The following is a 13484-nucleotide window of genomic DNA, read 5'->3' as shown; positions in this document are numbered from 1 at the left end:
GCCCCCCGTCGCCGCCGCGCCGGGATGCCGGCCCTTCCGTGCGGGTATGCGTGCCCGGACGGCCGTCTTCCACACCGACGACTCCGACGCGGGGCCCGCGCACGACCGAACGGCCCGGACATGAGGAAACGGGGGGTGCATGAGCACGGAAGCACGCCGTGCCTCGATTCCTCCACGGCCGGCTCAGCCGCCGACGGTGGGCGACGACGGGCCCCGCTCCGAGCCGGCCGGCGAGCCGGTGGATCGGGAGATCGTCGAGCCGGGCGGACGGATCAGCGACGACTCCGACTGGCAGGCCTTCGGCGAGCGGGACCGACGGAGCTCCGGAACGCCGACGCGACCGATGTTCGGCGGGTTCGACTGGCAGGGCTCGGGAGAGACCGACAGCCGCGTGCCCGGCGGCACGCAGGGACGTGACCGGGCCTTCGGGAGCGCTGGTGCGGACCGGCAGGACCTCGGTGCCACGACTCCTCGCGCACTCGGTGACATGACCGCGGGGCGGGAGTCCGGCCTGCCGGCCGGGGAACGGTCCCAGGGACCGACCGCCGCGGGCCGGCCGCCGATACGTACGACGAACGGCAGCGGCCCGGCCTCGACACCGACCCGCGGCGAGGCGCACGCCACGTCGGACGGCCGCAGGGCCGCCGGGGACGGTTCCGGCGGTCGAGCCCCCTCGACGCCCGCGGGCGACTCCGACCCGACCGCGCGGTCCGCCTCCGGCCCCAGGGACACCCGGCACGAGGAGTTCCCGAGCTCGGGATCCCCGTACCCCGGCAGCATTCCGCCCCCGCCCCCGCCCCCGGCCTCGGCACGCTTCCCCGACGCGCCACCGGCCTCCGGTGGCGCGGACTCCGGCACGGACGCAGGCCACCGTGGAGCACGCGCGGGCAGCTCCACACCGGTTGCCAGGACACCTCAGCCCGGCTCGGCTACGCCTGTGCCGTCGTCCAGGCCCGAGACCGACGCGCCCCCGCCCCCCAGCCCGCGCAGGCCCGCCCCGGGCCCGATGCCGCCCGCTTCGAGTGCCGGGACGTCGTACCGACCGGGCACCGGTGGTCCGTCCGCGTCCCCTTCCACGAACTCGGGCAGCGCGTCCGTGCCGCCCCGGCCGAGATCGCAGCCCTCCGTGCCCCCGCGTCGCACCGGCGTCCCCGCCGAGACCGCCTCGGAGACGACCTTCCGGATACGGCCCGTTCCGACGACCGGGGACGCCCGTACGGGGTCCGCGTCCCGGGGCGGCTCCGGCGGCACCGCCGTACCGCCCATGCCGAAGACCCGCCCCGGGTTCCCGCCGCGTCCCACGCGGGAAGCGCCCGTCGCCGGTGCCACGGCTACGCCCCCGGCGCCTACCGCACCGCCTCGGACCGCGCCCCTCACACCCGACCCCGCGCTCTCCTGGAGCGCCACCGTGCCCCCGCAGGCCGGAACTCCCGGCAACGGGCGGCCTGTCGTGTCGTTCGGGGAGCCCGAGGTCGGTTACAAGCAGCGGTCGTGGAGCGTGCGGATCCCTCCCCGGATCGCCGCCGTGGCCGCGTGCGTCGTGCTCGGGCTCGGGCTCATCGGCGGTGCCGTGACCGGCAGCTGGCTGATCGGGGACTCCGGCGACGAGGGCGGCGGCGACAGCTTCGCCCAGGCCGGCGAGCTGTGGCACAGCGTGCCCGTCGACCAGCTGTTCCCGCCGACCGTGGACGGCGAGGGCGCCGGGCCCGGTGGCGCCGACCGCACCTGGACGCGGATCGCCGTCGCCCCGGACAGCGGCTGCCGGGACGCCTTCGACCCCCTGCTGCGCAAGGCCCTCGCCCCCGTCGGCTGCGAACGCCTCCTGCGCGCCACCTACGCGGACGCCACCCAGAGCTACGTCACCACCGTCGGCCTCCTCTTCACCGACGCCGACGCCGACGCCATGCGCGACCTCGACACCCGCTTCACCCGGGAGGGGCTGGAAAACCGCACCGACCTGATGCCCCTCCCGTACGCCGCGAAGAACACCCTCGCGGCAGGCTTCGGTGCGGGGCAGCGGGCCTCCTGGACGATCTCCGTCCTCACCGACGCCCCCGTCGTCGCCTACGCCGTCTCCGGCTGGGCGGACGGCCGTGCCGTCGACACCCCGGAGCCCGCCGAGAAGGCCATGGAGTCCGGCGACACCACCCCCGCCGCCCAGGCCGGCCTCGGCAACGAGGCCGAGGGCCTGGCCGACCGTGTCGAACGCGCCCTGCGCAAGACCGTCACCTCGCCCACGGAGCAGCCCTCATGAGCGTCACCACCCGCAGGGCAGGTCTCCTGAGCGTCCTCCTCGCCGCCTCCGTGGCCCTCGTCCCGCCCACCGCCGCGCACGCCGACGGCATCCGCGCCAAGCAGTGGGCCCTGGACGCCATGCACACCCAGCAGGCCTGGCAGACCACCAAGGGCGCCGGTGTCACCGTCGCCGTCCTGGACACCGGCGTCGAGAACGACCACCCCGACCTGGTGGGCAACGTCCTCACCGGCAAGGACATGATCGGCTTCGGCGCCACCCGGGGCGACCGCTCCTGGGCCCGGCACGGCACCGCCATGGCCGGCATCATCGCCGGTCACGGACACGGCGTCGGCAACGGCGACGGGGTCATGGGCATCGCCCCCGAGGCCAGGATCCTCCCCGTCCGCGTGATCCTGGAGGACGGCGACCCGGCCCGCACCAAGGCCCGCAACACCCGTGGCAACGCGCTGGCCGAGGGCATCCGCTGGGCCGCCGACCACGGCGCCGACGTCATCAACCTCTCCCTCGGCGACGACTCCGCCTCCGCGCACCCCGAGGCCGGGGAGGACGACGCCGTCCAGTACGCCCTCAAGAAGGGCGCCGTCGTCGTCGCCTCGGCGGGCAACGGCGGCGAGAAGGGCGACCACATCTCCTACCCGGCCGCCTACCCGGGCGTCATCGCCGCCACCGCCGTCGACAAATTCGGCACCCGCGCCTCCTTCTCCACCCGCCGCTGGTACGCCACGGTCGCGGCCCCCGGCGACGACGTCGTCATCGCCGACCCCGACCACAAGTACTACGAGGGCTGGGGGACCAGCGCCGCCTCCGCGTTCGTCTCGGGCGCGGTCGCCCTCGTCAGGGCCGCCCACCCCGACCTGACGCCCGCGCAGATCAAGCGTCTCCTGGAGGACACGGCCCGCAACGCCCCCGCCGGCGGCCGCGACGACTCCCGCGGCTTCGGCTTCGTCGACCCCGCGGCGGCGCTCAAGGCGGCGGACCGCCTGAAGCCGGCGGGCCTGCAGCCGGCCTCCTACGGCGCCAAGTACTTCGGCTCGGGTCCGGACACCGCCACGTCGGCCGACGACACGGCCAGTTGGGCGGCCCCGCTGGCGGGCGGCCTGGGCGTGGCGCTGCTGATCACCGCGGTGGTCCTGTGGCGCGGTCGCCGCGGCCCCCGCAGGTCCTACGAGGGTTTCTGACGCAGGACCGAAGCATCAACGAGCCGCCGCACTCGTGGCGTTGGCCGACGCGGACCCGGACGCGTCCGCACCCGTGAAGACCGAGACCGCCGCCTTCGCCGCCGCCTCCACCAGGGAAATCCCCTTCGCCTGCGTGGAGTTGCCGTTCGACAGCACGGCCACCAGATACTCGTGGCCGTCCACCGTGACCCGCCCGATGCTGTTGACGTCCCACAGCCCGGTCGTACTGCGCGGCAGCCACCCGTTCTTCAGCGCCCAGCCGGACCCGTCGGCCGCGGCCGACACCCCCCACCGCTGATCGGCCTCGATCTGCCCCATGAGCTCCTGCAGGTACGACCGCGAGGCCGCGCTCAGCTCCGAGTCGTCCCCGAACACCTGCTGGAGCAGGGTGAGTTGGTCGGCCGCCGTCGTCCGGGTCAGCCCCCACAACGCCCCGTCGCCGCCCTGCGTACCGGTCAGCCCGAACTTCTCGTTGGCGGCGTCGAGCCCCGCGGCCTTCCCGATGATGTCCCACAGCGCGGACGCAGCGGTGTTGTCGCTGTTCTCGATCATCGTCGTGGCGTACGCCTTCTCCTGCGCGCTCAGTCGCGTACCCGCCTCCTGGTGCCGGAGCAGCAGCGCCGCCAGGATGTCCACCTTCACGATGCTCGCCGTGTCGAAGGCGCCGTCGCCGTGGACCGCGCTGTCGCCCGACTCCAGGTCGAGCACCGCCGCCGAGACCTTCTGCTCGCCCGTCACGCCGACCGACCTCATGGCGTCGGCCAGCTGCTCGTCGAGATCCACCACCTGCTCCGCCACGGCCGCCTCCTGCGTCGTCGTCGCCGACGAGGGCGAGACCGACGGCGTCGTCGCCGACGATACGGCGCCGCCCGCGGGGTGCGCCCGCGCCTTCACGTAGACGGTCCCGCCGGCCGTGGCGCCGACGATGGCGACGCAGGCGAGCGCGGTGTACATCAGTGGCCGTCGGGGGGACCTGCGGACGCGGCGTCTGGCGGCTCTGGAGGACTCCATGGCGCCGATGCTCGGGCCACCGACTGTGCGGGCCGTTAGACGGACGTTAGAGCTGTGTCAGCGAACTCTGAGAAACCCGTGAAAGCCGTCACGGGCGGGTTTCCGGACCCGCACAACCGCAGCAGCAAGCCCCCTATAGGGTCGGTGACCGTGGCGAACAAGAACATTCCCGACCCTGGCTTCTCCGACGACGACGGCTCCGCCGATCCCCGGCTGAGCGCGGCGCTCGCCGCCTGGGCCGAGGACCGCGCCGCCGTGGGCCCCGTCCTGGAGGCCCTCAAGGGCGCCCGGCTGCTCGTGCCCGTGGTGGCCGTGCTCGGCGAGGTCGAGGAGGACGAGAACGGGCTGCGCCGCGAGAAGACCAGCGACATGGCCGTCCCCACCCTCAAGGCGGGATCCCGGACCGCCCTGCCGGCCTTCACCTCCACCGACTCGCTGGCCCGCTGGGACGCCGGGGCCCGCCCCGTCGCCGTACCCCTGCACCAGGCGCTGCAGGCCGCGGCGCACGAGAAGGCCGACACCGTCGTACTGGATCTGGCCGGTCCGGTGCCCTTCGAGCTGACGGGATCAGCGCTGCTGGCCCTCGCCGAGGGGCGTACCACGGCGGACCCGCTGGCCGACCCGGCGGTCGTGGCCGCGGTGCGCGGCGTGGTCGCCGACGTAAGGGCCGTGCTGCGGGCCTATCTCGGCCCGGGCCGGGCCGACGGCACCCTCGCCCTGGTCTTCGAGCCGGCCGTGCCGCACGACGCCGGCGTCCACGCGGTCGCGCGGCGCATCGCCGCCGACGAGACGCTGAGGGCCCGCCTGGTGCGCGGCCTCGACCTGGCAGTCCTGCCGGCCGGGGCCACGCCGCCGGGCGAGCCCTTGTACGTGCGCGGGTCGGACTAGCCGTAGATCGGCCCGGTGTACTTCTCACCGGGGCCGTGGCCCGGCTCGTCCGGGACCAGGGACGCCTCGCGGAAGGCCAGCTGGAGGGACTTCAGGCCGTCCCGGAGCGGAGCGGCGTGGAAGGAGCTGATCTCCGTCGCGCTCCCGTCCATGAGACCGGCGAGGGCGTGGATCAGCTTGCGGGCCTCGTCCAGGTCCTTGTACTTGTCGCCCTCCTCGGTCAGACCGAGCTTCACGGCGGCGGCGCTCATCAGGTTGACCGCGACCGTCACGATCACCTCGACGGCGGGGACCTCGGCGATGTCGCGGGTCATCTCGTCGAAGTCGGGGGAGTCGGGGGACGCGGGAGGGGTGTCACTCATGTCCCACACGATAGGGCCCGGTGCAGGCCGGTTCGCACCACCCCCCCGGATGCTGCTAACCTTGTGTGACGACCGGCCGGACACATCTGTGTGTAAGTGTGACTGGCCCACAAGTGGAGGCTCCGATCTCCCACCCGACCGCCCCCCGGGACGGCGGGTCACCCCGGTCAGGCGGCCACCATCGTTCCGTACGGACGATGGAGTCGCCCGAAAGCGCGCCCCGTGTCATCGCGGCGGTGCTCCGGCAGTGTTTTGGAGCCCCGCCTGTGATCGTTCGGGGCATTTTTTGTGCCTCGGCGCGGTTAGGTCTGACGAAAAATGACATAAGCGGCTGTCCGCCAGACCGCCGTGTGGTGCTAACCGAGGAGGATCCATCAGCGCCGAGCCCCGCATCAACGACCGGATTCGCGTTCCAGAGGTGCGACTTGTCGGTCCCAGTGGCGAGCAGGTGGGCATCGTCCCGCTGGCCAAGGCACTGGAGCTTGCGCAGGAGTACGACCTGGACCTGGTCGAGGTGGCGGCTACCGCCCGTCCGCCTGTGTGCAAGCTCATGGACTACGGGAAGTTCAAGTACGAGTCGGCCATGAAGGCCCGTGAGGCGCGCAAGAACCAGGCGCACACGGTCATCAAGGAGATGAAGCTCCGGCCGAAGATCGACCCGCACGACTATGACACCAAGAAGGGTCACGTCGTCCGGTTCCTCAAGCAGGGCGACAAGGTCAAGATCACGATCATGTTCCGTGGTCGCGAGCAGTCCCGGCCCGAGCTGGGCTACCGACTGCTGCAGCGCCTCGCGGAGGACGTGGCCGACCTCGGGTTCGTGGAGTCGAACCCGAAGCAGGACGGCCGAAACATGATCATGGTTCTCGGTCCGCACAAGAAGAAGACCGAGGCGATGGCCGAGGCCCGCCAGGCGCAGGAAGCCCGCAAGGCAGACGCGAAGGCCAACCCCGGCAAGTCGCAGAACGCCGCGGAGTCCGACTACGTCGAGGACGAGACCGAGACCGAGGTCGAGGCCGAGGCTGAGGCCCCGGCAGAGGCTTCCGCCGAGGCGTGACCCCGGGGGACGCGAGTCCCCAGGACACAACCGATACAAGAGCGACGCTCACAGTGCCCGGTTTCAGGACCGGGCACCGGAGCGCCACCGACGAGGAGATAACGGCGCTATGCCGAAGAACAAGTCGCACAGCGGTGCCAGCAAGCGCTTCAAGATCACCGGCTCCGGCAAGGTGCTCCGCGAGCGTGCCGGCAAGCGCCACCTGCTCGAGCACAAGTCGTCCCGCGTGACGCGTCGCCTCACCGGCAACGCCGAGATGGCCCCGGGCGACGCCGCGAAGATCAAGAAGCTTCTCGGCAAGTGAGGCCGGGCGCCCAGCGCCTGAAGCACCTCTAGACCGGGACCCAATCGATACCGGGCCGTGTGAGTCCAACCACGGCCCCGCTACAAGGAGTTAACAAGTGGCACGCGTCAAGCGGGCAGTCAACGCCCACAAGAAGCGCCGGGCGATCCTCGAGGCGGCCTCCGGCTACCGCGGTCAGCGTTCGCGCCTGTACCGCAAGGCCAAGGAGCAGGTCACCCACTCGCTGGTCTACAACTACAACGACCGCAAGAAGCGCAAGGGTGACTTCCGCCAGCTGTGGATCCAGCGCATCAACGCCGCTGCCCGCGCCAACGGCATCACGTACAACCGCTTCATCCAGGGTCTGAAGGCCGCGAACATCGAGGTCGACCGCAAGATCCTGGCCGAGCTGGCCGTCAACGACGCCACCGCCTTCGCGGCGCTCGTCGAGGTCGCGCAGAAGGCTCTGCCCGCGGACGTGAACGCGCCGAAGGCCGCGTGACGCCGCGCTGGCTCTAGGCCGACGTGACTGAGTGGACCCGCAGGCTGTGAAGCCTGCGGGTTCCGCTGTTTCCCGAACACCTCCGAAAGCGAAGAACATGCCGCCCGTCACCCCCGAGCTGATCTCCCCCCGTTCCCCCCGGGTCTCCGCCGCGCGGCGGCTCGCCAGGCGGAACTTCCGGGGGAAGGAGCGGCTGTTCCTGGCCGAGGGGCCGCAGGCCGTGCGGGAGGCCGCCGGGCACGGTCTGGTGGAGCTGTTCGCCACCGTGGAGGCGGCGGAGCGGTACGCCGAGATCATCGGGGAGGCCCGGGCCGTCGGGGCCCGCGTGCACCTCGCCTCCGAGGACGTCATCGCCGACATCTCCACCACCGTCACCCCGCAGGGGCTCGTCGGGATCTGCCGGTTCCTCGACACCCCCTTCGAGGAGATCCTCGCCGCCCGCCCCAAGCTCGTCGCCGTGCTCGCCAACGTGCGGGACCCCGGGAACGCCGGCACCGTCCTGCGGTGCGCCGACGCAGCCGGTGCCGAGGCCGTCGTACTGACCGACGCGTCCGTCGACCTCTACAACCCCAAGGCGGTACGGGCCTCCGTGGGCTCCCTGTTCCATCTGCCCGTCGCCGTGGGCGTGCCCGTGGAGGAGGCCGTCGCGGGGCTCAGGCAGGCCGGTGTGCGGATCCTCGCGGCCGACGGGGCCGGCACCGACGACCTCGACGCCGAGCTCGACCAGGGCACCATGGGCGGGCCGACCGCCTGGGTGTTCGGCAACGAGGCCTGGGGGCTCCCGGAGGAGACCCGCGCACTCGCGGACGCCGTGGTGCGCGTCCCGATCCACGGGAAGGCCGAGAGCCTGAACCTCGCTACCGCGGCCGCCGTATGTCTCTATGCGTCAGCCCGTGCACAGCGCGCCTCCGGAGGGTGCCGCTCCGTCACCGAGAACCAGTAAGGTGACCAGCTCGGGGGCCCCTCAGACGCCTGAGAGGTGGGGTGCGGGGATGAGTGTCGGCACGAGGAGCGCGCAGGGCGTGTCCGAGGCCTGTGCCGTTGGTCTCGCCGAACTCGGCATCGACCCCGACCAGCTGCCCGACGGCCTCGTCGTCGCGGACGAGCAGGGCCGCGTGATCTGCTTCAACACCGCCGCGGCCCGGATCACCGCCCTGCCCGCCGAGGACGCCCTCGGACAGCGGCTGGAGAAGGCCCTCCCATTAGAGGACCTGGAGGGGCGGCGCTGGTGGCAGCTGACCGACCCGTACGGCGGCCTCGCGATCCGCAGGCGCCAGCCCGAGCGGAATCTGCTGCTGCCGGGCGGCCGTGAGGTCCTCGTCTCCGCGCAGTACGTGCGCACCGCGCCCACCGGCCCCGTCCAGCGCGTCGTCGTCAGCCTGCGCGACACCGAGGCCCGCCGCCGCACCGAGCGCAGCCACGCCGAGCTGATCGCCATCGTGGCCCATGAGCTCAGGTCCCCGCTCACCTCCGTCAAGGGCTTCACCGCGACCCTCCTCGCCAAGTGGGAGAGGTTCACCGACGACCAGAAACGGCTGATGCTGGAGACCGTCGACGCGGACGCCGACCGGGTCACCCGGCTCATCGCCGAGCTGCTGGACATCTCCCGCATCGACTCCGGGCGCCTGGAGGTCAGGCGCCAGCCCGTCGACATCGGCGCCGCCGTCGGACGGCACATCCAGGCCTACGTCGCCGCCGGCCTCGCCGCCGACCGGTTCCTGCTGCGCCTGGAGCAGCCGCTGCCCATGCTGTGGGCCGACCCCGACAAGATCGACCAGGTGCTCAGCAACCTGCTGGAAAATGCCGTGCGGCACGGCGAGGGAACCGTCACGATTGACATCACGCCCACGGAGTCGCCCCGCGAGGGGGAGGACACCGGCACGTCGGTCACGGTGAGCGACGAGGGTCCCGGCATCCCGGAGGAGTCCATGAACCGCGTCTTCACCCGCTTCTGGCGGGGCAGCAAGCGCGGCGGCACCGGCCTCGGGCTCTACATCGTCAAGGGCATCGTCGAAGCCCACGGCGGCACCATCACGGTCGGCCGCGGCCCCCAGGGCGGCGCCGAGTTCCGATTTACGTTGCCCGTGAGCGCTCCGGCCTACCTGAGCTGAGTGCCCGCGGGCGCATTCGCGTACCTCCACCCCGTTAGACTCGGCCTTTGGCACCTTTGTGTCCCATGGACGGCCCTCCGAGTGAGTCGGTGACGGGGACCTTCAGCCAGCCAATCGGAAGCACGGGAAGAGATGTCGGCACCGAACAAGTCGTACGACCCTGTAGAGGTCGAGGCCCTGAAACCGGAAGAGATCGAGCGCATGCGGGACGAGGCGCTCGCCGCCTTCGCGGCCGCGGACTCCCTCGACGCGCTCCAGGAGGCCAAGGTCGCCCACACCGGGGGCGCCTCCCCGCTGGCCCTCGCCAACCGCGAGATCGGCGCCCTGCCTCCGCACGCCAAGGCCGCCGCGGGCAAGCTCGTGGGCCAGGCCCGGGGCGCGGTGAACAAGGCCCTCGCCGGCCGCCAGGCCGAGCTGGAGGCCGAGCGCGACCAGCGCGTGCTGGTCGAGGAGGCGGTGGACGTCACGCTGCCGTACGACCGCGTACCGGCCGGCGCCCGCCACCCGCTCACCACGCTCTCCGAGCGCATCGAGGACGTCTTCGTGGCCATGGGCTACGAGGTCGCCGAGGGCCCGCAGGTCGAGGCCGAGTGGTTCAACTTCGACGCGCTCAACATCGGCCCGGACCACCCGGCCCGCGGTGAGCAGGACACCTTCTTCGTCGAAGGTCCCGAGGGCGGCACCGAGTCCGGCGTCGTGCTGCGCACCCACACCTCGCCCGTGCAGATCCGCTCGCTGCTCAGCCGTGAGCTGCCGGTGTACGTGATCTGCCCCGGGGTCGTCTACCGCACCGACGAGCTGGACGCCACGCACACCCCGGTCTTCCGTCAGGTCGAGCTGCTGGCCGTCGACGAGGGCCTGACCATGGCCGACCTCAAGGGCACCATGGACCACATGGTCCAGGCCCTGTTCGGCGAGGGCATGAAGACCCGGCTGCGCCCGAACTTCTTCCCCTTCACCGAGCCGTCCGCCGAGATGGACATGGTGTGCTACGTCTGCCGCGGCGAGTCCGTCGGCAACCCCGACCGCCCCTGCCGCACCTGCTCCTCCGAGGGCTGGATCGAGCTGGGCGGCTGCGGGATGGTCAACCCCAAGGTGCTCACCGCCTGTGGCGTCGACCCGCAGAAGTACAGCGGCTTCGCCTTCGGGTTCGGCATCGAGCGGATGCTGATGTTCCGCCACAACGTCGAGGACATGCGAGACATGGTCGAGGGTGACGTCCGGTTCACCCGGCCGTTCGGGATGGAGATCTGATGCGGGTCCCGCTTTCTTGGCTGCGGGAGTACGTCGACCTGCCGGCGACCGAAACCGGCCGTGACGTCCAGGCCAAGCTCATTTCGGCCGGTCTCGAGGTCGAGTCCGTCGAGCACCTCGGCGCCGACCTCAAGGGCCCCCTCGTCGTCGGCCAGGTGCTGACCATCGAGGAGCTGGAGGGCTTCAAGAAGCCGATCCGCTTCTGCACGGTCGACGTGGGCCAGGCCAACGGCACCGGCGAGCCCCAGGAGATCGTCTGCGGTGCCCGGAACTTCGCCGTCGGCGACAAGGTCGTCGTCGTGCTCCCGGGCGCCACGCTGCCCGGCGGTTTCTCCATCTCCGCGCGCAAGACGTACGGCAGGACCTCGCACGGCATGATCTGCTCCGGCGACGAGCTGGGCATGGGCGACGACGGCAGCCACGGCATCATCGTGCTGCCCCCGGAGACCGAGGTCGGCAAGGACGCCATCGAGCTGCTCGAACTGGTCGACGAGGTCCTGGACATCGCCGTCACCGCCAACCGCGGCGACTGCCTGTCCATCCGCGGCGTGGCCCGCGAGGCCGCCATCGCCTACGGCTTGCCGCTCAGCGACCCGGCCCTGCTCGACGTCCCGGGCCCGAACGCCTTCGGTTACCCGGTCCAGGTCTCCGACCCGTTCGGCTGCGACCGCTTCACCGCGCGCACCGTCACCGGTCTGAGCCCCGAGGCCCGCTCCCCGCTCTGGCTCCAGCGCCGGCTCCAGAAGGTCGGCATGCGCCCGATCTCGCTCGCCGTCGACGTCACCAACTACGTGATGACGGAGCTCGGCCAGCCCCTGCACGCCTACGACCGCTCGCTGGTCCAGGGCACCATCGGGGTGCGCCGGGCGGAGGAGGGCGAGCAGATCAAGACCCTCGACGGCGTCGAGCGGAAGCTGCACGCCGAGGACCTGGTCATCACGGACGAGCGCGGTCCGATCGGCCTCGCGGGTGTCATGGGCGGCGCCAACACCGAGATCGCCGACCACGCCGAGGGTGAAGGCACCACCGACGTGGTCATCGAGGCGGCCCACTTCGACGCGGTCTCCATCGCGCGTACGGCCCGCCGCCACAAGCTGTCCTCCGAGGCGTCCCGGCGCTTCGAGCGCGGTGTCGACCCGCAGGCCGCCGCCGCTGCCGCGCAGCGCACGGTCGACCTGCTGGTGCTGCTCGCGGGCGGCACCGCCGAGGCCGGTGTCACCGAGGTCGTCGCCCCGTCGGCCCCGCACACCATCAGCGTCCCGGCGGACCACCCGGACAAGGTCGCGGGTGTCTTCTACGGCCGCGAGACCGTCGTACGGCGTCTTCAGGAAGTCGGCTGCGACGTGTACGGGCAGGACGAGCTGATCGTCACCGTGCCGTCCTGGCGTCCGGACCTCCAGGAGATCAACGACCTGGCCGAAGAGGTCATCCGCCTGGAGGGCTACGAGAGCCTGCCCTCCACGCTGCCCAAGCCGCCGGCCGGGCGTGGCCTGACCCACCGTCAGCGGCTGCACCGCCGGGCGGGCCGGGTGCTGGCCGGTGCCGGGTACGTCGAGGCGCCGAACTACCCCTTCGTCTCCGAGCAGATCTTCGACCAGCTGGGCCTGGAGGCCGACGACCCGGCCCGCCGTGTCGTCAGGCTGACCAACCCGCTCAACGACGAGGAGCCCGCGCTGCGCACCTCGCTGCTGCCGGGGCTGCTTGGTGCCCTGCGGCGCAACGACGGGCGGGGTTCGCACGACCTGGCGCTGTTCGAGACCGGGCTGGTCTTCCTGCCGCGCTCGGAGCAGCGGGTCGCCAGGGTGCTGCCGGTCGACCGGCGCCCCACGGAGGCGGAGATCGCCGAGCTGGACGCCGCGCTGCCCGAGCAGCCGCGACACGTGGCCGTGGTGCTCGCCGGCGCCCGGGAGCAGGCCGGCTGGTGGGGCAAGGGCCGTCCGGCCGAATGGGCCGAGGCGGTCGAGGCCGGCCGCCTGGTCGCGCGGGAGGCCGGGGTCGAACTGGTCGTCCGCCGGGGGCAGTACGGGCCGTGGCACCCGGGGCGGTGCGCCGAGTTCGTCGTCGGCGACACCGTGGTGGGGCACGCCGGTGAGCTGCATCCGCGGGTAGTGAAGGCGTTCGGGCTGCCCGCGCGTACCTGTGCGATGGAGCTGGACCTGGACGTCCTGGAGGCGGCCGGCGACGACACCCCGCAGGCGCCGGGCATCTCCACCTTCCCGGTGGCCACACAGGATGTCGCCCTGGTCGTCGACAAGTTCGTGCCGCACGCCGAGGTCGAGGCCGCGCTGCGTGCGGGCGCGGGTGACCTCCTCGAGGCGATCCGGCTGTTCGACGTCTACGAGAACGAGGAGCAGCTGGGCGACGGCAAGAAGTCGCTGGCCTACGCGCTGCGGTTCCGTGCGGGGGACCGGACGCTGACCGTGGACGAGGCGTCCGCGGCTCGCGACGCGGCGGTCGCTCTCGCGGGTGAGCGCACGGGGGCTGTGCTCAGGGCCTAGCCGCCGTGCGGCTGCGCCCGCCACGCGCTCGACAGAATCGGACCGGCCTTTCGAGGCCGGTCCGATGGCGTGTGCGGGACCCG

Annotated in this window: 13 protein-coding genes; 10 read left to right on the top strand and 3 right to left on the bottom strand. The window is 72.3% G+C overall.

Going from position 1 to position 13484, the window contains the following annotated elements:
• Positions 1-915 precede the first annotated feature (915 nt).
• Positions 916-1302 carry a hypothetical protein gene (locus ABZT06_RS38525; RefSeq protein ID WP_355751983.1) on the bottom strand — a complete coding sequence of 129 codons (387 nt, stop codon included), beginning with the start codon at positions 1300-1302 and terminating at the stop codon, positions 916-918.
• Between the two features lie 106 nt (positions 1303-1408).
• On the opposite strand from ABZT06_RS38525, the gene ABZT06_RS38520 reads away from it, so the two are divergent.
• Both ABZT06_RS38520 and mycP read left to right on the top strand, forming a co-directional pair.
• Positions 1409-2254 carry a hypothetical protein gene (locus ABZT06_RS38520; protein ID WP_355751981.1) on the top strand — a complete coding sequence of 282 codons (846 nt, stop codon included), beginning with the start codon at positions 1409-1411 and terminating at the stop codon, positions 2252-2254.
• Positions 2251-3435: a type VII secretion-associated serine protease mycosin gene (mycP, locus tag ABZT06_RS38515; RefSeq protein WP_355751979.1), complete on the top strand. Its 1185-nt coding sequence runs from the start codon at positions 2251-2253 to the stop codon at positions 3433-3435. Before ABZT06_RS38520 ends, mycP begins: the two co-directional genes overlap by 4 nt.
• A gap of 15 nt (positions 3436-3450) precedes the next feature.
• On the opposite strand, the gene ABZT06_RS38510 is transcribed toward mycP, so the two are convergent.
• Complete coding sequence (locus ABZT06_RS38510) at positions 3451-4446, bottom strand: serine hydrolase (RefSeq protein ID WP_355751977.1); 996 nt, start codon at positions 4444-4446, stop codon at positions 3451-3453.
• Between the two features lie 150 nt (positions 4447-4596).
• Here ABZT06_RS38510 and ABZT06_RS38505 point away from each other — a divergent pair, with 150 nt between their 5' ends.
• Positions 4597-5334 carry an SseB family protein gene (locus ABZT06_RS38505; RefSeq protein WP_355751975.1) on the top strand — a complete coding sequence of 246 codons (738 nt, stop codon included), beginning with the start codon at positions 4597-4599 and terminating at the stop codon, positions 5332-5334.
• Here ABZT06_RS38505 and ABZT06_RS38500 read toward each other — a convergent pair.
• Positions 5331-5696, bottom strand: a complete 366-nt coding sequence (locus ABZT06_RS38500; RefSeq protein WP_355751973.1) for a DUF1844 domain-containing protein — start codon at positions 5694-5696, stop codon at positions 5331-5333. The two genes, ABZT06_RS38505 and ABZT06_RS38500, sit on opposite strands and share 4 nt — an antisense overlap.
• 373 nt (positions 5697-6069) lie before the next feature.
• Here ABZT06_RS38500 and infC point away from each other — a divergent pair, with 373 nt between their 5' ends.
• The 7 genes from infC (at position 6070) to pheT (ending at position 13401) form a co-directional block, all read left to right on the top strand.
• Positions 6070-6753 (top strand): translation initiation factor IF-3, encoded by a 684-nt coding sequence (infC, locus tag ABZT06_RS38495; RefSeq protein ID WP_355752041.1) that lies wholly within the window; start codon positions 6070-6072, stop codon positions 6751-6753.
• Between the two features lie 109 nt (positions 6754-6862).
• Positions 6863-7057 carry a 50S ribosomal protein L35 gene (gene rpmI / locus ABZT06_RS38490; protein ID WP_003977225.1) on the top strand — a complete coding sequence of 65 codons (195 nt, stop codon included), beginning with the start codon at positions 6863-6865 and terminating at the stop codon, positions 7055-7057.
• 97 nt (positions 7058-7154) lie between these two features.
• On the top strand, positions 7155-7538 hold the full coding sequence (gene rplT / locus ABZT06_RS38485) for a 50S ribosomal protein L20 (RefSeq protein WP_007380809.1): 384 nt from the start codon (positions 7155-7157) through the stop codon (positions 7536-7538).
• Positions 7539-7635: 97 nt separating this feature from the next.
• Positions 7636-8481 carry an RNA methyltransferase gene (locus ABZT06_RS38480; protein ID WP_355751969.1) on the top strand — a complete coding sequence of 282 codons (846 nt, stop codon included), beginning with the start codon at positions 7636-7638 and terminating at the stop codon, positions 8479-8481.
• A 49-nt stretch (positions 8482-8530) separates the two neighbouring features.
• A complete protein-coding gene (locus ABZT06_RS38475; RefSeq protein ID WP_355751967.1) occupies positions 8531-9649 on the top strand; it encodes an ATP-binding protein in 1119 nt (372 codons plus the stop codon).
• 132 nt (positions 9650-9781) lie between these two features.
• Positions 9782-10903 (top strand): phenylalanine--tRNA ligase subunit alpha, encoded by a 1122-nt coding sequence (gene pheS / locus ABZT06_RS38470; RefSeq protein WP_069761356.1) that lies wholly within the window; start codon positions 9782-9784, stop codon positions 10901-10903.
• Positions 10903-13401, top strand: a complete 2499-nt coding sequence (gene pheT / locus ABZT06_RS38465; protein ID WP_355751964.1) for a phenylalanine--tRNA ligase subunit beta — start codon at positions 10903-10905, stop codon at positions 13399-13401. Before pheS ends, pheT begins: the two co-directional genes overlap by 1 nt.
• Positions 13402-13484 lie beyond the last annotated feature (83 nt).

Source organism: Streptomyces sp. NPDC005483 (genome assembly GCF_040606035.1).
GTDB lineage: Bacteria > Actinomycetota > Actinomycetes > Streptomycetales > Streptomycetaceae > Streptomyces.
This window is presented reverse-complemented; position numbering and strand designations above follow the sequence as displayed.